The organism is Longispora albida DSM 44784, from assembly GCF_000379825.1.
Lineage (GTDB): Bacteria > Actinomycetota > Actinomycetes > Mycobacteriales > Micromonosporaceae > Longispora > Longispora albida.
Genome location: NZ_KB903819.1, coordinates 93,434 through 115,603 on the forward strand (window position 1 = coordinate 93,434; position 22,170 = coordinate 115,603).

Consider the following 22,170-nt stretch of genomic DNA (forward strand, 5'->3'; position numbering starts at 1 on the left):
CCACTGTGGTCGCGCCCAGCATAGGACCACCACAGCCGTCCAGCCCCCGGGGTGGGCCGCACCCCGGAGGCTGGACCCGGGCGCTGGTTACCGCTGGCGGGCCAGCCGGTAGAGCCCGGCTCCGGCCGCGACGAGCAGGGCTCCGATCGCGAGCAGGACCGGCAGGGCTATGCCGGTGACGGGCAGCTCCGCCGTCTTCGCCTTCGCCTTGGCCGCCGGGGTGCCGGACGGCGCGGGGGGCGCGGTCTGCTGGGCTGGTGCCGGGGCCGGGCCGCCGGCTGGCGTGGCGCGGCCGGTACCGGTCAGGTTCGCGACGCGGATGTGCTCGGCCTTGCCGTTCACGGCGTCCGTCACGGTGAGGGTCGCCGTGCGCTGGCCGGCCATCACCGGCGTGAAGACGACGGTCACCTTGCAGGTGCCGTAGGCCGGGATCGCCTTGCCGGTACACGTGTCGGAGGTCTTGGCGAAGTCACCCGGGTTCGTGCCGCCGAGCGCAGCCGAGGTGATGTTGTACGGCGCGTCGCCGGTGTTGCTGATGGTGAAGGCCTGGGGGGCGCTGGTGGTGCCGAGGTCCTGGGTACCGAAGTCGTGGCTGGCCGGGCTGAGCGCGACGACCGGCGCGGCCTCCGCCTCCGCGAGGTAGACGACGGGTTCTGCGGGCACGTCGTCGGCCGCGATACGTAACGCAGCGTGGGCTGGCTCCCAGGCCAGCGTTCCTGCCAGGACGGCCAGGGCCGCCACAGTGGGCACAGTCTTCCGCATGACTCTCCTATCAGGCTCGACGCTCAGGCATCGAGAGATTCATCAAAATCCCCAGATCAGTGCTTAGTCTGCATAGGATCTGGTTCCATGACATTACGCCGTAAAATCGGGCAAGCTATTCTGGCCTCCCTTCTCGCGGCGGGACTGTCGGCTGGCGTCGCGCCGGCCTCTCCCGCGCAGGCGGCCCCCGGGCTGCCGCCGGGGTTCGCGGCGCAGACGGTGTTCTCGGGGCTGAGCGCGCCGGTCAACGTCGAGTTCGCGCAGGACGGCCGGGTGTTCGTCGCCCAGAAGAACGGCGTGATCAAGGTTTTCGACTCGCTCACCGACACGGCGGCCGACACGTTCGCCGACCTCTCGGGCAAGGTGCACAACTACTGGGACCGCGGCCTGCTCGGGCTGGCACTGGCACCGGGATTCCCGAGCGACCCGTACGTCTACGTGCTCTACACCTACGACGCGAAGCCCGGCGGCACGTCACCGGCGTGGGGTGACGTCTGCCCCGACCCGCCGGGCGCGACGAACAACGGCTGCGTCGTGACCGGGCGGCTGTCGCGGCTCAAGGCGGCCGGTAACCACCAGACCGGGCCGGAGGAAGTGCTGATCACCGACTGGTGCCAGCAGTTCCCGAGCCACTCCATCGGTGACCTGAAGTTCGGCGCGGACGGCTCGCTGTACGCGTCAGCCGGCGACGGGGCCAGCTTCACCTTCACCGACTACGGGCAGCGCGGCAACCCGTGCGGCGACCCCGGCGGGACGGCACCGAAGCCACCGGACGCGCAGGGCGGCTCACTCCGCTCGCAGGACATCCGGGCGACGGCCGACCCGACCGGCCTCGACGGCACCGTGATCCGGATCAACCCCGCTACGGGAGCCGGGCTGGCCGGCAACCCGTACTTCTCGTCCGCCGACGCCAACGCGAAGCGGATCTGGTCCTACGGGCTGCGTAACCCGTTCAGGCTGGCTGTCCGGCCCGGAACGTCGGAGGTGTGGGCCGGTGACGTCGGCTGGAACACGTGGGAGGAGATCAACCGGCTCGCTCCCGGGCACAACGCCGGCTGGCCGTGCCTGGAGGGCCCGGGCCGCCAGCCCGGCTACGACGGCGCGAACCTGAACCTGTGCGAGAGCCTGTACGTGTCCGGCGGCGACACCCAGCCGTACTTCGCCTACCGCCACGACCAGCCTGTCATCTCCGGCGAGGCGTGCGACTTCGACGGCTCGTCGGTCTCCGGGCTGGCCTTCCACCCTGGGCAGGGCAACTATCCCGCCGAGTACGCCAAGGCGCTGTTCTTCGCCGACTACAGCCGGAACTGCGTCTGGGTGATGAAGGCCGGCGCGAACGGGCTGCCGGACACCTCGCAGGTGGCGACGTTCGCCTCGGGTATCGGCGGGCCGGTCGACCTGGCGTTCGGGCCGGGCGGCGAACTGTACTTCCCCGACATCAACACGGGCACGATCCAGCGCATCCGGTACTTCGCCTCCGGCAAGCCGCCCGTCGCGTCGTTCACGACCGACAAGACGTTCGGGCCGTTGCCGCTGACCGTCCAGTTCGACGCGAGCGGCAGTTCCGACCCGGAGGGCGGCGCGCTGACGTACTCCTGGGACTTCCAGAGCGACGGCACCGTGGACTCGACGGCGAAGACCCCGGGTCACGCGTACCAGACGGGCGGGAAGAAGATCGCGAAACTGACGGTGCGTGATCCGGATGGCCTCACCGCCAGTACAACGAAAGAGATCTATCCCGGCGAGGCACCGCCCGCAGCCGTCATCGACTCCCCCGGCGGGCAGCTGCGCTGGCGGTCCGGTGACGTGATCTCCTTCAACGGGCACGCGACGGACCAGCAGGACGGCAGCCTGCCCGGCTCCGCGCTGAACTGGAGCGTGCTGCTGTTCCACTGCGAGGGTGGTGACTGCCACCTGCACGAGGTGCAGAACACGACGGGGGCGAGCGGCAGTTTCAGCGTGCCCTCGCACGGCTATCCATCCTATGTGGAGCTGGCGCTCACGGCCACGGACTCGGCCGGGTTGCAGGACACCAGCACCGTCCGGCTCGACCCGCTGACCACCGACGTCACGTTCGACACGGTGCCGAGCGGGCTGGAGCTGGTGGTCGGCGCGGTCTCGGCCGTCACGCCGTTCACCCGCACGATGGTGATCAAGTCCGGCGAGTCGATCAGCGCCCCGACGCCACAGACCCGCAACGGGGTGTCGTACGCCTTCCAGGGCTGGTCGGATGGCGGCGCGCAGTCGCACACCCTGACCGTGCCGGAGGCCCCGGTGACGCTGACGGCCACGTACGCCGAGATCACGAATCCGCTGAGCCTGTCGGGCCGGGCGCTCACCGGCACGAAGGGCCTGGCGGGCGCGACGGCGACCCTGACGCCGGGCGGGCAGACGGTCACCACGTCGGCGACGGGCGCGTACTCGTTCACCGGCCTGTCCCCCGGCACCTACACGGTCAGCATCTCGCTCGGCAAGGGCCGCTGCGTCACCCCCGCGAGCGCGACCGTCGTGGTGGACCAGCCCAAGACGGCCGACATCCCGGTCGCGGCCCGCACCGACGCCTTCGGGTACACGTGCGTGGACGGTTCGCTGCCCTTCGTTCCCGGTAACCAGGCGCTGAGCCTGACCGGGGACAACGCGGTCGCGACGGTGAACCTGCCGTTCACGTTCCCGTACTACAGCCAGACCCACACCAGGGTCACTGTGGACACCAACGGCATCCTGTCGATGGGCGCGGTAGCGACGTCGTTCCCGGCACCGGCGATCATCCCCGCCGCCGCCGCTCCGAACGGGATGATCGCACCGTTCTGGCGGGACTTCGTGGTGGACGCCAGCGCCTCGATCCGGACGACCAGCTCGGCTTCGGCCTTCACCGCCGAGTGGCGCAACGTGCTGCTCAAGGGAACGACCCGCCGGGTCACGTTCTCGGCGACGCTGTACCCGGACGGCCGGATCCAGTTCGGCTACCAGGGCATCGACGCGCAGGTCGACGAGCGGGGCGGCTCGGCGAGCGTCGGGATCGAGCGGCACGCCGGCAGTACCGGGCTCCGGTACAGCTGGCAGGACTCCCCGCTCCGCACGGAAACCTCAGTGCTGTTCCGGAGGCCGTGAGCGGAGCTGAGCTATTAGTCTGCGTCCATGCGTATCGGTGTGATCGTGCCCATGACAACCGCAGGCTGGCCCGAGATCAGTGCCTACGCCCAGCACGCCGAGGCGACCGGCGCGGACTCGGCCTGGGTGTTCGACCATCTCTACAGCGGGCACGGCGACGTGCCGCCGGAGGACATCCAGGAGGCGTGGACGGTGCAGAGCGCGCTGGCCGCCGTCACCAGCCGGATGGAACTCGGGCAGCTCGTCACGTGCGCCACGTTCCGGCCGCCGGGCCTGCTGGCCAAGATGGCCGCCACGGTGGACGGGGTCAGCGGCGGCCGGCTGGTCCTGGGCATCGGGGCCGGCTGGTACGACCGGGAGTACCGCGACTTCGGCTATCCGAACGACCACCGGGCCAGCCGGTTCGCCGAGGCCGTGGACATCATCAAGCCGCTGCTGGCCGGGGAGAAGGTCACCGTCGCCGGGCGCTGGCACAGCGTCACCGAAGCCGAGCTGCTGCCGAGGCCTGCCCGGCGCGTGCCGCTGCTGATCGCCGGGTTCAAGCCGCGCATGCTCCGGCTGGCCGCCCGGCACGCCGACGCGTGGAACACCGCCTGGCACCCCGCGCCCAACGACATCTTCCACCAGCGGCTGGCCGCCTTCCGGGCCGCGCTGGAGGCCGAGGGCCGCGACCCGGCGACGATCCGGCTCACGGTCGGCATGCACGCGCCACAGGCCACGGCCGCAGAGCTGGCGAAGGGCATCGCGGCCTTCGGCGGGTACGGCATCGACGACCTGATCGTCATGCAGGAGGAGAAGACCCCGGCAGCCCTCGACATGCTGGCGGAGGCCAGGGCCCTCCTCTGATCCCTACAACCGGGCAGCGCTGGTACCCAGGCCGACCGGGCCGAAGTGGAAGAACTCCGGGGTCCTGGTGTACTCGGCCTCGGCGTACCGGCCCGTCTTCACGTGCCAGTGCAGCACCCCCGCGACCCAGTCCTGAAGCTGGGCGACGTACCGGCCGACGGCCGCCAGCGCCTCGGAGTCCAGCTTCAGGTCCGCGCACAACGCCGGCAGCTCCACCGTGCTCAGGTGACGGAACTGGGCGAGCCGTTCCGCCATGAGCCGGTGGACGACGCCGGCGGCCTCCTGCGGCGCACAGCCGAGGAACCTGGCCGTCACGAGCACCATGTTGTTCAGCTCGCCGTCGTGCTCGACCTCCTTCGGGTAGGAGACGATGTCGTTGGCGAAGCCGAGGTAGTCGGAGAGCGCGGCCTCCATCGCGGCCAGCGGGCGGGAGTCACGGACCTGCGCGGGCAGCCGGGCTCCCTGGCCGAGCCGGGCGCAGGCCAGGACCATCTCGTTGCCGAAGGTGAGCCGGCGCATCTCGACGTAGTCCACCGGGTCGGGCACGCGGTGCTGGAGCTGGTTGCCGATCTCCCAGACCCAGCTGGCGAACATGTCCATGATGGACTCCCGGAACTCCTTGCGGGAAGCCAGGTCCAGGCCGCGAGCCGTGCGGGGCCAGAGATCGGCCAGACCCTGTTCGAGGGCACCAGCCGGCTCGGGCGGGGTGGCACGGTCCAGGGGCATCAGCGCTGCCAGGCGTTCGTTCTGGGCCAGGGCCCCGGCCACGTCACGGCGGGTGCCGAAGATGGCCGGGTAGTAGTCGTCGGCGTAGGTGCCCCAGGTCAGCCAGGCTGCCGCGAGATCAAGGGCTTCCGGTGTACCTTCCGGATTCATCGCGGCCGCCGCCAGCGCCACGTCGGCCGCACGTTCACGCTGCTCGTCCCAGAGCCCGGGCTGCCCGGTGAGCCCGATCTTGCGAGCCCAGGCCGACAGCCGCTCGCGGGCCCCGTCCAGGTGCGGGCTGACCCGCACGGGGAAGGGCTCGCCGAAGCCGGGGACGGTGATGCCGTCTCCTGGTACGGGCACGTGGGTGTGCGGGGCGATCATCGAGCGGAGCAGGCCGGCCGCCGAGGCGTGCAGCCCGCCCGGGTTGTGGGCGGCAGAGGAGTTCATGTACCGGCTGGAGCGCAGGTGCCACTCGTGCCCGCCGGCCTGCCAGTCCTGGAGGCCCTTCACGTACGCCCCGACGGCCAGCTGTTCAGCCGGCCCGACCTGCTCCATGGCGAGCAGGGCCGGCACCTCCAGCAGCGCCGTGTTCTCGAACTGCCGGAGCCGTGAGGTGAGCAGCTGGTTCGTCAGCTCCGCGCACTCCTGCGGCGGCCTGCCCAGGAACCGCTCCAGCACGAGCACCGCGTTCGCGTTCTCGCCTTCCCGCTCGACCTCACGCTGGTAGGAGAACAGGTCGTTGCGCAGGTGCACGGCGTCGGAGAAGGTGTCGCGGAGCACGCGCATCGGCCGGGTCGCGGCGATCGCGTCCGGCACCTCGGCCCGCGCCGCGTACTCGACCAGGTTCGCCGACCAGGGCGCGCCGCCCACCTTCCGCCGCGTCTCGATGTACTCGATCGGGTTCGCCACGCGGCCCTCGCTGATGTTGGCCAGCTCCCACAGCGACTCGATCATCAGGTGGTGGGTGCTGAGCGCGAAGCGCCACCGCCACGCTTCCGACATGGACGGCGCGGTGCGCTGCCACAGGTCGGCGAGCCCGCGCTCGACGGGATTGGACGGCTGCGGCATCCGGCCTCCGCCGACCGGCATGAACAGGTCGAGCCGGGCCAGGTACTCCTTCGCGCCGGCCATGTCCCGGGTCCGCTTGAACTGCTCCAGGAAGTGGTCGTCGAAGAAGAACACCCAGACGTACCAGTCGGTGACGAGATCGAGGTCAGCCGCGGAGCAGTCGGGGTGGGTGTACGCGCAGAGCAGGCCGTAGTCGTGCCGGTCGAGCTCTGCCTCGTCCCAGATCACGCCGCCGCCAGCCGCCGGGGCGTCCAGCATGCCCATCTCCCGCGCCCAGGCTCTGCTGTGGACGCGTGCGCCCTCAAGGTGCGGATTGAGCCGGGCGGGGTACGGCATGTAGAACGCGGGCAGCGTGAAGGGCTCCATACGCGGAAACGTACCTATCCCCCATTAAACTGCCAACCACCCCTTGCTTGGCAATATCAGTCCGCATTCTGACAACTGTCCGGGGTATAGACCATGATTCTCGGCGCACTCGCCCGGCTGGGCGCCATCGCGCTGGCCGCCACCGGGGCACTCGCCCTGCTGGCTCCGCCCGCGGCCCAGGCCGCGGTGATCAAGCCTTTCTCGCTCACCTACGACAAGCAGCTCTACGGGGACTTCCTCATGGCGGGCAACGCCGTGCTCGGCTGCCCGCCCGACGGCACGCCCGCCCACACCGGGGTGCCGTGCGCCGACGGGCAGACCAGGACCAACCGGGGCGCGCTCAACGACTGGTACTCGATGCGCCAGGTCGACGTGGACTCCGATCCGCAGACCTTCAACTCGTCCCAGGTCCAGATCACGATCCCGGCCGGCTCGGCAGTCGACTTCGCCCGGCTGTACTGGGCCGGCAACACCGGCCTCACCCACGCCTCGGACGGCACGCCGATCACCGGCGCGGCATGCTCGGCCTCCGCCGGGGCCGGCGGGCTGCCGAGGGCTGCCAAGCCGCCGGCGCCGGCCGCCGCGAACCCGGCCGCCCAGCAGGTCCGGATGACCATCGGTACCGGGACGCCGGCGAACATCGCCCCCGTCCTCACCTCCGAGCCCGCCCCGAACCGGGCCGAGTCGCAGTACTACAGCGCCCTCGCCGACGTGACCGCGAAGTTCGCGGGCGCGCCGACCGGCAGCCCGCTCACGATCACCGTCGGGAACGTGTGGACGCCGAGCGGCTTCAACTGCTTCGGCGGGTGGTCGCTGACGATCGTCTACAAGTACCCCGCTCCGAACCCGCAGTTCGCCCCGTACCTCAAGCGGGTGTACATCTGGGACGGCCACGTCCGGCAGGACCGGGGCAACCCGCCGACCGAGGTGACGGCCGACGGGTTCAGCTACACGGGCGGCGACATCCGGGCCGGCGTGACGGCATACGAGGGCGACTGGGGCATCCCCGGCGACCAGCTGCTGATCAACGGGAAGCCGATGCCGGAGGGTTTCCGGTACAGCCAGACCGACAACTTCTTCACCAGCAACGCCGACGGCGGGAGCAACCCGAGGCACCTCAACAACTACTCGATCGACACCGGGGACTTCCCGGCCCCGGACGGCACGATCAAGGCCGGCGACACGTCGGCGAAGCTCGCGTTCACGACGTCGGGCGACTCGTACCTGGGGCAGCAGCTGGTGCTGTCCGTGCCGGTGCCGCTGATGGAGATCCGCAAGGAGGTCTGCCAGGGCGGGACGGCCCAGGCGTGCGGGCCGGGCGGGGCCGGGCCGTGGGGTGAGGAGGCCGTGGTGAGCACGGGCGGCACGGCGTACTGGCGGATCACCGTCACGAACCCGGGCGGCGTGGACATCACCGGTGCCCGCCTCACCGACGACGACGAGCCGGGCTGCGTGAAGGCGGCCGGCACGTTCGACCTGCCGAGGCTGACCAGCAAGACGTTCTACTGCCAGACCGAGAACATCACGGGCAAGAAGGTGAACCGGGCGTCCACTGTGTACCCGCCGCCGCTCGTCCCGACTCCGACGCCCGTGCCGCCGATCGTGATCCCGCCGGACTCGGCGACGGTCAAGCCGGGCCTGGCCGACACCGGTCTCAAGGTCGGCGCGATCGCCCTGCTGGGCCTGGCCCTGGCGGGAGCCGGCCTGCTCGTCCGCCGCCTCGCGAGGGAGCGTTCGTGATCTGCCCGAACCTGTACTCCCCGTTCTGGGACCTGTTCACCGCCGACGACGAGGCTCCGGAGCAGCCGGCCGAGGAGATGCCGCAACCCGACGGCGACCTCGACGGCGAGCTGACGTAGCACGCGAAAGGCGGGGCGGCTTTCCTGCCGCCCCGCCTTGTGTCATTTCACGATGATGAGCAGGTCTCCGTCGGCGGAGGTCGCGGCGTAGCGGCCGTCCCCGCCGAACCGGACCTTGTAACCCTTGTGCCGCAAGGCGTCCAGGCTCAGCCGCAGGTCCCGGCAGACCGCCTTGCCCGTGCTGTCCGTGACGGCCCGGCACACCTCCCGGCCGCCGATCTCGAAGACCAGGGTCCGGCCGGTCACCGAGCCTTCCCGATCGGCCCGGGACAGCCTGGCCGACAGCTCACCCATCAGGATGGCGCTCGCGTCGTGGTTGACGTGCAGGATGACTGGTTCGGCGGCGAGCTTCGTGACGACCAGGATCACGCGGGTGCTGGTGCTGCCCTGGTTGCTGGCCGGATTGGGGTCGGTGCCCGCCGAGGTGGCTCCGGCGGTGTCGGTGAGCGTGACGGCCGACCCGGTGTCGCTGACCTTGATGACGATGGTCGGCCGCAGCGTGACGCCGGCGGGCAGTGGTGTCCCGCCCTTGCAGATCACGGACCTGACGGGTGCCGGTGTCACCTCGCACGTCCCGCCGGGCAGGGTCGCGCTGACGAAGTCGGCCTCGCCGGGCGGCGGCAGGAGGTCGGTCACGGTGAGCAGGTCGGCGTCGGATGGCCCCTGGTTGCGGACCTCCACCGTGTACGTGACGGTGTCGCCAGCGGTGGCCACGTCCGGCACGCCGGTCTTGGTCACGACCAGGTCGCTGACCGCGATCACGGTCGTGTCGAGGGTGGCGGCGTTGTCGGTGGTCACCGCCTCCGGCCACGCTCCGGACGAGACGCTGGCCGAGGCACGGACAGACCCTTTCCCGGTACTGCCAGCAGCCGCCCCTGGCGGGATCGGCACCACGACGGCGAGGTCCTTCGACTCCCCCGCCGACACGCGGCCGACGGTGCAGGTGACCTTCTTCCCGTCGGCGGTGCAGCCGGACGGCACCGCGCTCGGCGGGTACGGGAACTCCAGCGCCGCGACAGTCTCCAGAGCGGGCCCGGTACCCGCGTTCCGCACACTGACCTGATAGGACAGTGGCGTCCCCGCCGGTACCGGATCAGGGCTGGCACTCAGCCCCACCGTGAGGTTGTAGGCGCACTCAGGCGCAGCCGGCGTCGCCTTGCACTCGGCCGTGATCGCCGGAGCCGTGTCCACAGTGGCCACTCGCGCGCCCGTCGCGTTGTCCGTCAGCGCGATCGTGTCGGTACGCGTGTCGAACGGCGCGATCACCATGCGCTGTCCGGGCATGTACGGGTACTCGGGCCCCTCCAGGCTGGCCATCGCCGGGTGCGGGATGCCCTGTTCCGACACCGTCGCGTCCCGGGCCAGCCCGCGCAGGGTCATGTCCTGCGGGAGGTGCTTCGTCCCGGGCGGCGCGCCGCGTACGACGACCACCTCGACCGGCTTCGCCACCAGCGGCCCGGTGAAGTCGAGCATCGCGGCGAAGCTGCGCTCCGGGTCCGCATAGGCAGGCACGGGCACCGGCTCGGTCCCCGGGTCACCGGGCTCGGCGCCGAGCGCCAGGCCGGCGGCGAGCCCGGCCGCGAGGACGACCGCAGCGCCTCCGGCGAGGACCAGCCCCGCGTGGCGCTTCACAGCTCACCCCTCGTGCCCAGGTCGAAGACCCAGCGGATCCTGCGCCGGTCGCCTCTGCCGAAGTACTTGAAGGTCGCTCTGTTCATGATGTCGCCGATGGTGGCGTTCGGAATGGTCGGATGCGGTGCCGATGGCGGGTCGGACACCCAGTAGTCATGCTGGCCGTCGCCGTTCTTGTCGTATCCGGTGCAGTCCGCCGGCACGCCGCCCAGGTTGCCCACGTCGGCCCTGCAGGCGTCGAGGCTCGCGTACACGTTGGGGAATGGATCGACCTGGCGGTTGCCGGCGTCGCAGCAGTACTCGTCGGACAGGCCGAAGCCGGCGTGCCCGGTCTCGTGGACGAACGTGTAGGCCGCGTCGCCCGAGCTGAAAATCGAGTCGACACCGCCGTAGGCGCAGTCCCGGTACGTGGCCAGCGGCGGGTTCGGCACGCGCGGCGGGTGCAGGATGGCCCGCGCGTTCGCCCAGCCGTACTCGAACCTGGCGAGGTACGGCCGCTCGTGCTGGCAGTAGTCGACGATGCCGTCTCCGTCGGGGATGCCGTCGCCGGTCGTGTCCCGTGCCAAGGTGTCGGGCCTGCGGTCGCCGTCCGTGTCGGTCATCAGGTCCCGGAGCGCACCCGTCGCCGCACCGCTCATCGCGAACCAGATGTTGACGGAACGCTGCCGCTCCAGCATCACCTGTTCCCGCCAGAACTGTGCCACCGACGCACCGGCGTGGGCGATGAACCGCGGGTCACGCGCGTCGGTGTAGAGGGCGTCGTTCATGCGCGGCCCGACGGTGGGGAAGAAGAACGGATTAGCCGCAGCCTGCTCGGACGCCGGGATGATGACGACGTCGAGCGCGTGCCGCTTGGCGGAATCCCCGATCATCACCGGGACCACCCGGCCCTCCGGCGGATCACCGACCTGCACGCTCTTCCAGCCGGAGAAGACCGCCGGGGTGTTCCTGTCCTTCGCCCGGCAGCCGTACGCCAGACGGCTCTGGCTGGCCCCAGCCGTTCTGGAGATGGTGTGGGTGGAACCTCTGGCGATTCTGTCGACGGCCCGCGTGCCACCGTCGTCCGTGGAGTACCAGATCTCGATCTCGTCCATCGTGCGCGCCGGCAGCTCCTGCCCCTCGGGCTGGTCGGAGAACGTCTCGGCGGTGATGACGACGGTCTCGTTCGGCTGCGGCCACAGCGGCGTGTGCGTGCACCGGATGTGCAGCCCCGGCGCGTCCGGCGGCTCCGTCACCTCCACCTTGAAGTGCACTCTCGCCCGCTCCGGGTACTTGGCGAACCCGCCGAACGTCTCCAGCGTCTGGTTGCAGAAGCCCCGTACGCCGTCACCGTCGACCCCGCAGTCGTGGCCGGCGCGGTGCAGGTCGATCCGCGCGTCGTAGTCGTGGTCGTCACCGGTGTCGCCGAAGCTCACGTCGATGTGGTCGTCGTCGCCGCTCGCACCGCCGTCCCGGTCCCACACGTCGAAGGTGAGCTGCACGAACTCTGTCCCGCTGTCCACGACCTTCTCCGCGCGCCAGCCCGGTTCGATGAAGTCGTGATTGTCCTCGTACGAGAAACTGGACTTCGCGCCGTCGAGCCAGATGCTGGCGTAGTAGTCGGCCCCTGAGCCCGAGTCGATGTTGCTCTCGCAGCACTCCCCGATGTCCAGCAGCGTCACGGACACCGTCACCGGCACCCCGGCGGCGGCAGGCGGCGGGGCCGCCAGCACCCCGGTGACCACACCACCGGCCACCATCGTCGCGGCCAGGACGGCCGACAGCGTTCTCCGCGCAGCGTCCAGCCGTATCGAGCCACCCACGTGTGCCTCCCCAGGTCACCACTGTGGAGCCGATCATGGCACGCGGGCGAGGGTAAGCGATGGCAAATATCCACATTTGATCGTTACCGCCGACTATCCGGCCACAACCGGGCTGACCGTGAAGCGCCGGCAGACGTCGCAAGGACAACGGCCCCCAGGCCGGAGTGCGAAGGGAACCTGCGGGAGGACGCCACCACCCAACCCCAAGTACTCTGCGTGGGTGTCTGAGGATCCGCTCATCGCCAGCCTGACAGCAGCCCTGGAAGCCCGCCCGGCGGACGTCCCGCTCCGGGTGCACCTGGCCGGGCTGCTGCTCGCCGCCGGGCGCAGCGCCGAGGCGATCGGCCAGGCGGCCGTCGCGCTCCAGCACGACCCGGGCAGCGCTGACGCGCAGGGCGTCATGCAGCGCGCACTGGGCGGACCGGCTCCGGCTGCCCCGAGCACGCCGGCGCCCGACGACGACCCGTTGCGGGCGCTGGAGGCCGAGATGGCCGACGTGTTCCCGCCCCGGTTCGTCGGCGGCCCGGGGGCCGAGCCCGCCGACCACGCCGCTCCGCAGCAGGTGGCCGGGGACGGCGACCGGATGTTCGACGTGGAGCGGTCGGCGCTGACGCTCGCGGACGTCGGCGGGATGACCGAGGTCAAGGAGCGGCTGGAGCTGGCGTTCCTCGCGCCGATGCGCAACCCGCAGCTGCGCGCGATGTACGGCAAGAGCCTGCGCGGCGGCCTGCTCATGTACGGCCCGCCCGGCTGCGGGAAGACGCACCTGGCGCGGGCTGTGGCCGGTGAGCTGGGGGCCGGGTTCCTCTCGCTGACGATCGTCGACGTGCTCGACATGTGGATCGGCAGCTCGGAGCGTAGCCTGCACGAGCTGTTCCAGCAGGCCCGGCGGAACGCGCCGTGTGTGCTGTTCCTCGACGAGATCGACGCGCTGGGCGGCAAGCGCAGCAAGATCAATTCACACGGCATGCGTACCGTGGTGAACCAGCTGCTGTCCGAGCTCGACGGCGTGGACTCCGACAACGAGGGCGTGTTCGTGCTCGCGGCGACCAACGCGCCGTGGGATGTCGACGCCGCGCTGCGCCGGCCGGGCCGGCTGGACCGGACGCTGCTGGTCCTGCCGCCGGACGCCGCAGCGAGGTCGGCGATCCTCCAGTACCACCTGCGCGAGCGCCCGATCGCCAGCATCAACCTCGACCAGCTCGTCGCCGGTACCGAGCACTTCTCCGGTGCCGACCTGGCGCACCTGTGCGACAGCGCCGCCGAGTACGCGATGCACGACTCGATCCGCTCCGGCCAGGTCAGGATGATCGAGCACCGGGACTTCGAGCGGGCGTTGCGGGACGTGTCGCCCTCGATCGGCCCGTGGCTGGAGACGGCCCGTAACGTCGCGCTGTTCGCGAACACCGACGGCACGTACGACGAACTCGCGAAGTACCTCAAAGCGCGGAACATGCTGTAGTGGACGGAGACTTCGAGCGCGCCCGGCAGCTCTACCAGGCCGACCGGGAGGCCGCAGCCCTGCCGTACCTCGCGAGGTACCTGGCCGAGGAGCCTGACAGCGCCGAGGGCTGGGTCCTGCTGTCGCGCTGTCACCACGCGCTCGACAACGACACCGAGGCGCTCCAGGCTGCCCGCCGGGGCGTCGCGCTCGACCCGGAGGAAGCCTCGGCGCACAACGCGCTGGCCGACGCGCTCGGCTCCTTCGACCCCCAGGGGGCGGTGCGGGCCTCGCGGCGGGCGCTGGAGCTGCAGCCGGACCACTGGTACCGGCACTGTCACCTCGGATGGCAGCTGCTGCGGACCGGTGAGCACGCCGAGGCCCGGGTACACGCGGAGAAAGCTCTGGAACTGGAGCCTGAGCAGCCGGTCAACCACCGGCTGCTGGCGTGCGTGGAGGAGCTGTCCGGCGACCAGGCAGCGGCGGCGGACTGCTGGCGGCGGGTGCTGTCCCTCGATCCCGAGGACGCCGGCGCGTTGCAGTGGCTGGGCGAGCACGGCATCCAGTACGGGAAGATCGGCGATGCCATCCACGTGCTGAGCAACGCAGCGGCGCTCGATCCTTCCGACTCGAACCACCGTAACCATGTCGACTGGGCACTGATGATGCTGGCCAGGCGGCTGTGGTCCGGCGGGGCGGTCAGCATGTTCGGCGTGTTCTGCCTGGTGGCGTTCACGCAGGTCAACCAGCCGTGGCGGCCGATCGCGGGCACGGCGGTGCTGGCGGGGCTGTGGCTGGCCGGCGACCGGATGCTCAAGCGGCTGCCGAAGGGCGCCCGGCTGCGGCTGTCCACCCTGGCCGGGCCGCGCGGGCCGCTGCGGCGGCGGGCGATCGGCCTGGTGGCGATGGGCGCCGGCATCGCATACCTGAGTTACGCGCCGCGCCTGGCGCCGATGGCCGAGTGGAACACCGGCACCGCCTGGTTACTCCTCGTCGTCCCGCTCGCACTGTCCGGAGTGGCGGCCTGGTCGGCCCGCGAGGCCTGATCACCGGGCTCTCGTCACCCCGCACGGTGCCGGCCGCCCGGCAGATTAGGTTTGCCTTATCTTAGTCGGGTGCTAGTGCCCTCTCCCCAGCAGCGGACCCCCAGACGCCCGGCGGCGCTCCGGCGGCCGGTGCTCCTCGCTGCCCTGCTGGCCGGCGTGCTGCTGGCCTGCCTGGCCAGCGTGATGATCGGCGCCAAGGCTGTCGCGGTGCCCGACGTGCTGCGCGCCCTCGCCGGTGAACGCTCCGGCGACGCGCTCGTCGTGTCGGAACTGCGCTTTCCCCGTACCCTGCTCGGCCTGCTCGTCGGCGTCTGCCTCGGCGCGGCCGGGACGATCGCGCAGGCCGTGACCCGTAACCCGCTGGCCGACCCTGGCCTGCTCGGCGTGTCGGCGGGGGCGGCGGTCGCGGTGGCCGCCGGGATCGGGGTGCTCGGGCTGACCTCACCGTTGCAGTACGTGTGGTTCGCGTTCGCTGGCGCGGCGCTGGCAGGCGCGCTCGTGTACCTGATCGGCGGCACGGGACGCGGCGGAGCCTCACCCGTGAAGCTGGCCCTGGCCGGGGCGGCGATCACAGCGCTGCTCGGCAGCGTCACGTACGCGCTGGTGCTGCTGGACGTGCGCACACTCGACCAGTACCGGTTCTGGGCCGTCGGCTCCCTGGCCGGCCGGGACGGCGAGCTGGCGGCCAAGCTGGCCCCGTTCGCGATCGCCGGGCTGGTCCTCGCCCTGGCGCTGACGCCGAAGCTCAACGCGCTCGAACTCGGCGACGAGCTGGCCAGCTCCCTCGGCGTCAAGGTCGGGGCGACCCGGCTGCTCGGCGCGCTCGCCGTCGTCACGCTGACCGGGGCAGCCGTGGCCGCCGCCGGGCCGGTCACCTTCGTCGGGCTCGTCGTACCGCACGTGATGCGGGCGTTCACCGGCCCTGACCTGCGCTGGCTGCTGCCCGCCTCCGCGCTCGGCGGGGCCGTGCTGCTGCTCGGGGCCGACACGCTGGGCCGGGTGCTCGACCATCCGGCCGAGGTACAGGCCGGAGTGGTCACGGCCTTCGCCGGCGCGCCCTTCCTCATAGCGCTGGTCCGGCGCGGCAAGCTCCGGGAGCACACCCGATGACCCTCCTGAACGTGAAGCGCACACCCGGCCGGGTCGGCTGGCAGGCAGGCCCGGTGGGCGGCGTACTCCGGCCGAGGCTGGCGATGGTCGTGCTGGGCGCGCTGGCGCTCGCCGCAGCGGCCCTCGCTGGTTCCGTCTCGCTGGGACAGTTCACGATCCCGTTCGCTGACGTGCTGGCGGCGCTCACCGGGACGGGCAGCGAGGACGCGGCGCTGATCGTCCTGGAGCTGCGCCTCCCCCGCGCCCTGACCGGGCTGCTGGTCGGCTGCGCGTTCGGCCTGGCCGGCGCCCTGTTCCAGGCGGTCACCCGCAATCCGCTGGCCAGCCCCGACCTGATCGGCGTCTCCGCTGGCGCGAGTGCCGGCGGGGTCGCGGCGATCCTGATCGGCGGCGTGACGGCCGCCGGGGCCGGCTCCTACGAGGCGGTACCGATCGGCGCGCTCGCCGGAGCCCTCGCCGCCTCCGCCGTGATCTACGTGATGGCCTGGCGCGGCGGCACGATCACCGGGTACCGGTTCGTGCTCGTCGGCCTCGGCGTCCACGGTGTCCTCGGCGCGCTGACGAGCTGGCTGCTGGCGCGTGCCGACATCGACCAGGCCTCGCGGGCGATGGTGTGGCTGACCGGCAGCCTGAACGGCCGGGGCTTCGAGCACTCCTGGTGGGCCGGGATCGCGCTCGCGGTGGTGGTGCCCGTGGTGCTCGCGCTGAGCAGGCCGTACCAGCTTCTCCAGTACGGAGAGGACACAGCGCTCGGCCTCGGCGTCCCGGTACACCGCGCCCGGATGATCCTGCTGCTGGCCGGCGTCGTGCTCGCCGCGATCGCGACCGCCGCGGCGGGCCCGGTGTCGTTCGTGGCGCTGGCCGCCCCGCAGATCGCCAAGCGGCTCGCGGGGACGGCGAGCGTGCCGCTGCTGGCCAGCGGATGCGTCGGCGCCGCGCTGCTCCTCGGTGCCGACCTGGCCGCCCGGCTGGTGTTCGAGCCGATCGAGCTGCCGGTCGGCGTCGTGACGGGCGCGGTCGGCGCCCCGTACCTGATGTGGTTGCTGCTACGGGCCAACCGGCTCGGGACGGGAGGCTGAGATGGCCGCGCTCACCGGTAAGGACCTGACCCTGCGGTACGGCGAGCGGACCGTCGCGTCCGGCCTCGACCTCGACCTGCCGTCCGGGAAGGTCAGCGTGCTCGTCGGCCCGAACGCGTGCGGCAAGTCCACGGCACTGCGCGCGCTGTCGCGGCTGCTGACGCCGTCCGCCGGTTCGGTGCTGCTCGACGGCAGCCCGGTCCGTGACCTGCCGGCCAGGGAGTTCGCGCTGCGCCTGGCCCTGCTCCCCCAGGCGCCGATCGCCCCGGACGGGATCACGGTCCGCGACCTGGTCGCCCGGGGCCGGACCCCGCACCAGCGCTGGTGGCGGCAGTGGTCGGGTGCCGACGAGTCCATCGTCGACCGGGCACTGGCCGCGACCGGCGCCACCGAGCTCGGGGAGAGGACGCTCGACGAGCTGTCCGGCGGGCAGCGCCAGCGGGTGTGGATCGCGATGGCCCTGGCCCAGGACACCGAGGTGCTCCTGCTCGACGAGCCGACGACGTACCTCGACCTCGGGTACCAGGTCGACGTCCTCGAACTCGTCACGGAACTCAACCGCGAGCACGGCACGACGATCGTGATGGTGCTGCACGACCTGAACCAGGCCTGCCGGTACGCCGACCACCTCGTGGCGATGCGCGCCGGGGAGGTGGTCGCGGCCGGGCGGCCGTCGGAGGTGGTCACTCCGGAGCTGGTCCGCGACGTGTTCGAACTGGACTGCCAGGTGATGACGTGCCCGGTGGCCGGTACGCCCATTGTGATCCCGGTTGGCAGGGTTAAGCACACGGCGGGCGAAGTCCACAAGGGATCAGCGAAGAGTGTGACCCATCTGACCAAGGCCCCCTGAGCCGAGGTCAGGGCCGGCGTCACATCGATGGCCGGCGACGGGTTGGCCCCGCGGGCCGGGGCCGGCTTGAGAGTCGAAGTCAGGCGAGGCTAACCTCACCCGGATTCATAAGGACAGCCTTACCTGAGGAGTTCTTCGCATGTCGCGTTTCGCGCGTTCGGCCGCTGGCCGGTTCGCCATCGGCCTGACCGGCCTGGCCCTGGCCGCCAGCCTTGCCGCCTGCGGTAACACCAAGGACGGTGACAAGCCGGCCGCCGGTACGAGCAGCGCGGCCGCCGACACCACCTCGGTGTTCCCCCGCACGGTCACCCACGACAAGGGCACGACGGAGCTGAAGGCCAAGCCGCAGCGGATCATCGCCCTCGACAACAGCCTCGTGGAGGCCGTCGTCCTCCTGGAGCGGCCGCTGGTCGGCGGGATCGCGTCCTACCGCAACCAGAAGACGTTCCCGGACTACCTGGGCGCGGCGGTGAAGGACACCAAGGACATCGGGCCGCTCGACAACCCGAACCTGGAGCTGATCGCCTCCCTCAAGCCGGACCTGATCGTGTCGGCCACGGTGCGCCACGACGCGCTGTACGACAAGCTCAAGGCCATCGCGCCGACGGTGTTCGTGAAGACCACCGGCCCGATCTGGAAGGACAACGTCAAGCTCCTCGGCCAGGCACTGGGCGAGGAGAAGAAGGCGGCTGACAAGCTCGGCGCCTACGAGGCGCGGGCCAAGAAGATCGGCGACGCGGTCAACGCCAAGGCTTCGAACCCGACGATCTCGGTCGTCCGGTTCGTCGACGGCCCGACCCGCCTCATGGCGCACAGCAGCTTCGCGGGCATCGTCCTCAAGGACGCCGGCCTCAAGCGGCCCGACGCGCAGGCCAAGGACACCTTCGCCGTCGAGATCAGCGAGGAGCAGATCGGCCTCGCCGACGCCAGCTACATCTTCGTCACCACCTACGCCGGCGGTGCCGACCGCAAGGCCAAGTTCGAGGCGAACCCGCTGTGGCAGCGTCTCAAGGGCGTGCAGGACAAGCACGTCACCGAGGTCAAGGACGAACTGTGGATGACGTCCGTGTCCGTCCAGGGCGCCCACTTCATCCTCGACGACATCGCCAAGACGTTCGGCGTCGACGCCGCGAAGTAAGCACCGCGCAGTAAGCGACACCCGGATGGCCGTCAGTCCTGTATGGACTGGCGGCCATCCGCCATCACAGGAGAGATTCCCGGTTACCTGCGAGCCAGGCAGCCTCGGCGTCGATCTGCCGCACGTCACCGCGCTCCAGGAACGAGTCCCAGGGCGCGATTCCCTCGGTACCGAGCCGCACGATCCGCTCCCGCTCCCGCCGCTGCAACCCGGCCAGCGCGTCGAGCACAGCGACCGGTTCGGCGCCGTAGACGGAGCACAGTAGTTCGAGGCGCTCGCGGGCACCGGGAGCCGGGCCGCGCAGCGGGACCGCGTACCAGGCCAGGTGTGCGAGGTCCTCGATCGGCTCGCCGGGTTCGGCGAAGTCCCAGTCGATGAAGCCGGCCAGCTCCGTTCCCTGCCACACGGAGTTCCACGGGCCGAGGTCGCCGTGCCGGATGATCTGCCCTTCCCGCCAGGTCAGGCCGGGTACGAACCAGTCAGCGCCCGCCGGCGGGCGGAAGTCACGGACAGCGGCGTGGTATTCGGCGAGCCACGTGGCCAGCGCGACGATCCCGGAGGGCTCGGTCAGGGCCGGTGGCCACGGCCGCCGCGCCGTCTCGCCCGGCAGGAACGACAGGATCTCGCGGCCCTCGGCGTCGATCCCGAGCGCCCGGGGCGCGCGGGTGAACCCGGCGCTCTCCAGGTGGGCCAGCAGCGCGTGCACCACCGGCGTCCACCGCCCGCACGGCCGGCGGATGGTGTCACCGACCCGCAGAACCGTCGTGACGCTGCCGCTCGCCGTCTCCCCGTCCCCGATCATGACGGAACCCTACCGCCGGCCCAGGGCCGCCTGGTCAGGACCAGCCCGGCTGCACCAGGCCCGACTCGTACGCCCAGATCACCAGCTGGGCCCGGTCCCGCGCGCCGAGCTTCACCATCGCCCGCGACACGTGGGTCTTGGCCGTGGCCGGGGAGACGAACAGCTTCGCCGCGATCTCCTCGTTGGTCAGCCCGCCGGCGACGAGGGCCATCACCTCGCGCTCACGGTCGGTGAGCACGTCGAGGCTGGCTGACGGCGGCGCGGACCGGGGCCGGGACCTGCTGGCGAACTCGGCGATGAGCTTGCGGGTGACTCCGGGCGACAGCAGCGCGTCGCCCCTGGCCACCACCCGTACCGCCTGGATCAGGTCGGCGGGCTCGGTGTCCTTGACCAGGAAGCCGCTCGCCCCGGACCTGACGGCCTCGAAGACGTACTCGTCGAGCTCGAACGTGGTGAGGATGACCACCCGCACGGCGGCCAGGGCCGGGTCGGCGCAGATCAGCCGGGTCGCGGCGAGCCCGTCCGTGCCCGGCATCCTGATGTCCATCAGCACCACGTCCGGCTGGTACGTGACCGCCAGCCGCGCGGCCTCCGCCCCGTCCGGGGCCTCGGCCACCACCTCAATGCCCTCCTGCGCGGCGAGCAGCGCCCGGAACCCGGCCCGCACCAGCGCCTGGTCGTCGGCCAGCAGTACCCGGACCACATCCGTCATGACGGCAGCCTCGCGTACACCCGGAATCCTCCTTCGGCTCGTGGCCCGGCGACCAAGGTACCGCCGAGCGCCTCCGCCCGTTCCCGCATGCCCGTCAGCCCGTTCCCTTCACTGGCCAGCCCGCCGGCCCCGTCGTCGAGTACTTCCACCGTCACGGCTCCCGGTTCGTAGCCGACGTTGAGGCGTGCCGTGCTGACCTCCGCGTGCCGGTACACATTGGTCAGTGCTTCCTGGGCGATCCTGAAAGCGGCGAGATCCACGCTGTCCGGCAGGTCCCGGGGTTCGCCCGTGACGGCCAGCCGGACGTCGAGCCCCGACACGGCGAGCCGGCCGAGCAGCTCCTCCAGCCGGGCCAGCCCGGGCGCTGGCGCACGCGGTGCCTCCTCGTCCACCCGCCGCAGCATGCCCAGGGTCGAACGCAGCTCCTGCAACGTTTCCTTGCTCGCGGCCTTGATCACGGTCAGCGCCTCGCGCGCCTGTTCCGGGTTGCCGTCGAGCAGGTGCAGCGCGACGCCCGCCTGCACATTGATCAGGGAGATGTTGTGCGCGATGACGTCGTGCAGCTCGCGGGCGATCCGCAGCCGCTCGTCGCTCGACTGCCGCTTGTGCTCCTCGGCGCGGGTCTTGGCGATCTCGATGAACCGCAGCCGCTGCGCGCGGAACAGCTCCCCGGCCAGGATCACCCCGATCGGGATCAGGATGCCAGCCAGCCACTTGCCCTCAAGGTAGACGTAGAGGGCACTTCCAAGAACAGCCAGCGGCCAGGCCAGCCTTTTGTGTCCAGTATGGACAGTGAGAAAAAGCGCTATCAGGTACCCGGCGGCGACCGGCCCGCGCGGATAGTCCAGCGCCAGATAACCCCCCGTCGCGGCCAGCGCGACCGGCATCGGGATCGCGTAGTGCGCCCGACCGGCGTAGAGCACCAGGGCCGACAGGACCAGCAGCGCGTACCCGGCGACGTCCAGCGGCCGGTGCCCCGCGACCGGAGCCCAGCTCGCCCCAGCCACCTGGATGATCGCGACGACGATCGGGAGCTTGTGCAGCCGCCACGACGGCGGGCGCGGAATCCGCCACGGCTGGTACGCGTACGGCCTGGGATGAGGCCGCCGCTGTCTGGGCTCACGCCTGGGCCCGCGCGGGTGGTTCCGGTGCACCCTCGCAGCGTAGCCAGCCCGGCTGTGCCCCGCGTCAGCTCCAGGGAGTGCACGGACAGCACGCTGCGTACTCCCCCGGGAGTAGCCGAGGTGCCGTCCCCCAGCCGGCGCGGCAGGCCCCTCCCGCTCCGCACACTGGGCAGGAGTCACGAGGAGGTCACCATGTTCGAGGAGCCCGGCCCGGTGCGCGTGTCCACCACGGAACGCGAACGGGTCATCTCGGTCCTGCGCACGGCGCTCGCCGAGGGCATGCTCACCCTGGAGGAAGCCGAGGAACGCGAGGCCGTGGTGTACGCGGCCAGGTACCGGCACGAGCTCGACGCCGTGCTCACCGACCTGCCGCGCGCGCTGCACTGGCGCACCCCGGAGGCCACGGCCGCCCGGAGGAGGTGGGGACGGTACAAGGCTTCGGCCGGTCTCGTGCTGCTCGGCGCGCTGATCGGCGGGGTGGCCGCGACCGGCCACTTCTTCTGGCCGCTGATCCCGATCGTGCTGATCGGGCTGGCGATCGCGAAGAAGCGGCACTGGTACCGGCACGGCGGCTTCGGCTATCCGCACTTCCGGGGCGGATCGTGCCACGGCCGCAGGCACCACGGCTACCGGCACCGCACGCACGGCTACAAGCACGGCGGCCCCCAGGCGGCACCGGCCGCCTGACCCGCCACGGCAGCGTGGCCGGGCACG

The 22,170-nt window shown here is 71.3% G+C and carries 18 protein-coding genes; 11 read left to right on the forward strand and 7 right to left on the reverse strand.

Features of this window, described 5'->3' with window-relative positions:
• Positions 1-87: 87 nt before the first annotated feature.
• Positions 88-762 (reverse strand): choice-of-anchor D domain-containing protein, encoded by a 675-nt coding sequence (locus tag A3G1_RS0112000; RefSeq protein WP_018349717.1) that lies wholly within the window; start codon positions 760-762, stop codon positions 88-90.
• A gap of 87 nt (positions 763-849) precedes the next feature.
• Here A3G1_RS0112000 and A3G1_RS34460 point away from each other — a divergent pair, with 87 nt between their 5' ends.
• Positions 850-3,873: a PQQ-dependent sugar dehydrogenase gene (locus A3G1_RS34460; RefSeq protein ID WP_026212070.1), complete on the forward strand. Its 3,024-nt coding sequence runs from the start codon at positions 850-852 to the stop codon at positions 3,871-3,873.
• A gap of 27 nt (positions 3,874-3,900) precedes the next feature.
• The gene (locus A3G1_RS34465) at positions 3,901-4,719 is read left to right on the forward strand and encodes an LLM class flavin-dependent oxidoreductase (RefSeq protein ID WP_018349719.1); all 819 of its coding nucleotides are present in this window, start codon (positions 3,901-3,903) and stop codon (positions 4,717-4,719) included.
• Positions 4,720-4,722: 3 nt separating this feature from the next.
• Here the strand turns inward: A3G1_RS34465 and A3G1_RS0112015 are convergent, their stop codons facing one another.
• The gene (locus A3G1_RS0112015) at positions 4,723-6,861 is read right to left on the reverse strand and encodes a terpene synthase family protein (RefSeq protein WP_018349720.1); all 2,139 of its coding nucleotides are present in this window, start codon (positions 6,859-6,861) and stop codon (positions 4,723-4,725) included.
• A 93-nt stretch (positions 6,862-6,954) separates the two neighbouring features.
• On the opposite strand from A3G1_RS0112015, the gene A3G1_RS34470 reads away from it, so the two are divergent.
• Both A3G1_RS34470 and A3G1_RS42100 read left to right on the forward strand, forming a co-directional pair.
• Positions 6,955-8,601: a DUF7617 domain-containing protein gene (locus A3G1_RS34470; protein ID WP_018349721.1), complete on the forward strand. Its 1,647-nt coding sequence runs from the start codon at positions 6,955-6,957 to the stop codon at positions 8,599-8,601.
• Positions 8,598-8,720, forward strand: a complete 123-nt coding sequence (locus tag A3G1_RS42100) for a hypothetical protein (protein ID WP_018349722.1) — start codon at positions 8,598-8,600, stop codon at positions 8,718-8,720. The genes A3G1_RS34470 and A3G1_RS42100 overlap by 4 nt, the downstream gene beginning before the upstream one ends.
• Positions 8,721-8,762: 42 nt before the next feature.
• Here A3G1_RS42100 and A3G1_RS0112030 read toward each other — a convergent pair whose 3' ends face one another.
• Positions 8,763-10,352, reverse strand: a complete 1,590-nt coding sequence (locus A3G1_RS0112030) for a DUF11 domain-containing protein (protein WP_018349723.1) — start codon at positions 10,350-10,352, stop codon at positions 8,763-8,765.
• On the reverse strand, positions 10,349-12,154 hold the full coding sequence (locus A3G1_RS0112035) for a hypothetical protein (protein WP_018349724.1): 1,806 nt from the start codon (positions 12,152-12,154) through the stop codon (positions 10,349-10,351). Before A3G1_RS0112035 ends, A3G1_RS0112030 begins: the two co-directional genes overlap by 4 nt.
• 220 nt (positions 12,155-12,374) lie before the next feature.
• Here A3G1_RS0112035 and A3G1_RS0112040 point away from each other — a divergent pair, with 220 nt between their 5' ends.
• The 6 genes from A3G1_RS0112040 to A3G1_RS0112065 all read left to right on the forward strand — a co-directional run bounded on the left by A3G1_RS0112040 (position 12,375) and on the right by A3G1_RS0112065 (position 18,818).
• Entirely contained in the window at positions 12,375-13,616 is a 1,242-nt protein-coding gene (locus A3G1_RS0112040; RefSeq protein WP_018349725.1) for an ATP-binding protein, read from the forward strand.
• Entirely contained in the window at positions 13,616-14,641 is a 1,026-nt protein-coding gene (locus A3G1_RS0112045; protein ID WP_026212071.1) for a tetratricopeptide repeat protein, read from the forward strand. The genes A3G1_RS0112040 and A3G1_RS0112045 overlap by 1 nt, the downstream gene beginning before the upstream one ends.
• 69 nt (positions 14,642-14,710) lie before the next feature.
• Positions 14,711-15,751, forward strand: a complete 1,041-nt coding sequence (locus A3G1_RS0112050; RefSeq protein WP_245563486.1) for a FecCD family ABC transporter permease — start codon at positions 14,711-14,713, stop codon at positions 15,749-15,751.
• Positions 15,748-16,830 (forward strand): FecCD family ABC transporter permease, encoded by a 1,083-nt coding sequence (locus A3G1_RS0112055; RefSeq protein WP_018349727.1) that lies wholly within the window; start codon positions 15,748-15,750, stop codon positions 16,828-16,830. The genes A3G1_RS0112050 and A3G1_RS0112055 overlap by 4 nt, the downstream gene beginning before the upstream one ends.
• Position 16,831: 1 nt before the next feature.
• Positions 16,832-17,680, forward strand: a complete 849-nt coding sequence (locus tag A3G1_RS34475) for an ABC transporter ATP-binding protein (protein ID WP_018349728.1) — start codon at positions 16,832-16,834, stop codon at positions 17,678-17,680.
• Between the two features lie 139 nt (positions 17,681-17,819).
• Entirely contained in the window at positions 17,820-18,818 is a 999-nt protein-coding gene (locus A3G1_RS0112065) for an ABC transporter substrate-binding protein (protein ID WP_018349729.1), read from the forward strand.
• Positions 18,819-18,882: 64 nt separating this feature from the next.
• Here the strand turns inward: A3G1_RS0112065 and A3G1_RS0112070 are convergent, their stop codons facing one another.
• Genes A3G1_RS0112070 through A3G1_RS34480 form a run of 3 tightly spaced genes read right to left on the reverse strand, consistent with a single transcriptional unit; the run spans position 18,883 to position 21,486 of the window.
• Positions 18,883-19,620, reverse strand: a complete 738-nt coding sequence (locus A3G1_RS0112070; protein ID WP_018349730.1) for an aminoglycoside phosphotransferase family protein — start codon at positions 19,618-19,620, stop codon at positions 18,883-18,885.
• 34 nt (positions 19,621-19,654) lie between these two features.
• A complete protein-coding gene (locus A3G1_RS0112075; RefSeq protein WP_026212073.1) occupies positions 19,655-20,323 on the reverse strand; it encodes a response regulator in 669 nt (222 codons plus the stop codon).
• A gap of 5 nt (positions 20,324-20,328) precedes the next feature.
• Entirely contained in the window at positions 20,329-21,486 is a 1,158-nt protein-coding gene (locus A3G1_RS34480; protein ID WP_018349732.1) for a sensor histidine kinase, read from the reverse strand.
• Between A3G1_RS34480 and A3G1_RS41405 the strand changes: the two genes are divergently transcribed.
• Positions 21,481-22,143 (forward strand): DUF1707 SHOCT-like domain-containing protein, encoded by a 663-nt coding sequence (locus A3G1_RS41405; RefSeq protein ID WP_245563487.1) that lies wholly within the window; start codon positions 21,481-21,483, stop codon positions 22,141-22,143. The genes A3G1_RS34480 and A3G1_RS41405 overlap by 6 nt on opposite strands.
• The last annotated feature ends 27 nt before the right edge of the window (positions 22,144-22,170 follow it).

Excerpts from the sequence above, each read along its gene's own strand:
- A3G1_RS34460 (WP_026212070.1), top strand. The coding sequence starts at position 850 with ATGACATTACGCCGTAAAATCGGGCAAGCTATTCTGGCCTCCCTTCTC.
- A3G1_RS0112065 (WP_018349729.1), top strand. The coding sequence starts at position 17,820 with ATGTCGCGTTTCGCGCGTTCGGCCGCTGGCCGGTTCGCCATCGGCCTG.
- A3G1_RS0112015 (WP_018349720.1), bottom strand. The coding sequence starts at position 6,861 with ATGGAGCCCTTCACGCTGCCCGCGTTCTACATGCCGTACCCCGCCCGG.
- A3G1_RS0112055 (WP_018349727.1), top strand. The coding sequence starts at position 15,748 with ATGACCCTCCTGAACGTGAAGCGCACACCCGGCCGGGTCGGCTGGCAG.
- A3G1_RS0112000 (WP_018349717.1), bottom strand. The coding sequence starts at position 762 with ATGCGGAAGACTGTGCCCACTGTGGCGGCCCTGGCCGTCCTGGCAGGA.
- A3G1_RS34470 (WP_018349721.1), top strand. The coding sequence starts at position 6,955 with ATGATTCTCGGCGCACTCGCCCGGCTGGGCGCCATCGCGCTGGCCGCC.
- A3G1_RS34475 (WP_018349728.1), top strand. The coding sequence starts at position 16,832 with ATGGCCGCGCTCACCGGTAAGGACCTGACCCTGCGGTACGGCGAGCGG.
- A3G1_RS34465 (WP_018349719.1), top strand. The coding sequence starts at position 3,901 with ATGCGTATCGGTGTGATCGTGCCCATGACAACCGCAGGCTGGCCCGAG.
- A3G1_RS0112070 (WP_018349730.1), bottom strand. The coding sequence starts at position 19,620 with ATGATCGGGGACGGGGAGACGGCGAGCGGCAGCGTCACGACGGTTCTG.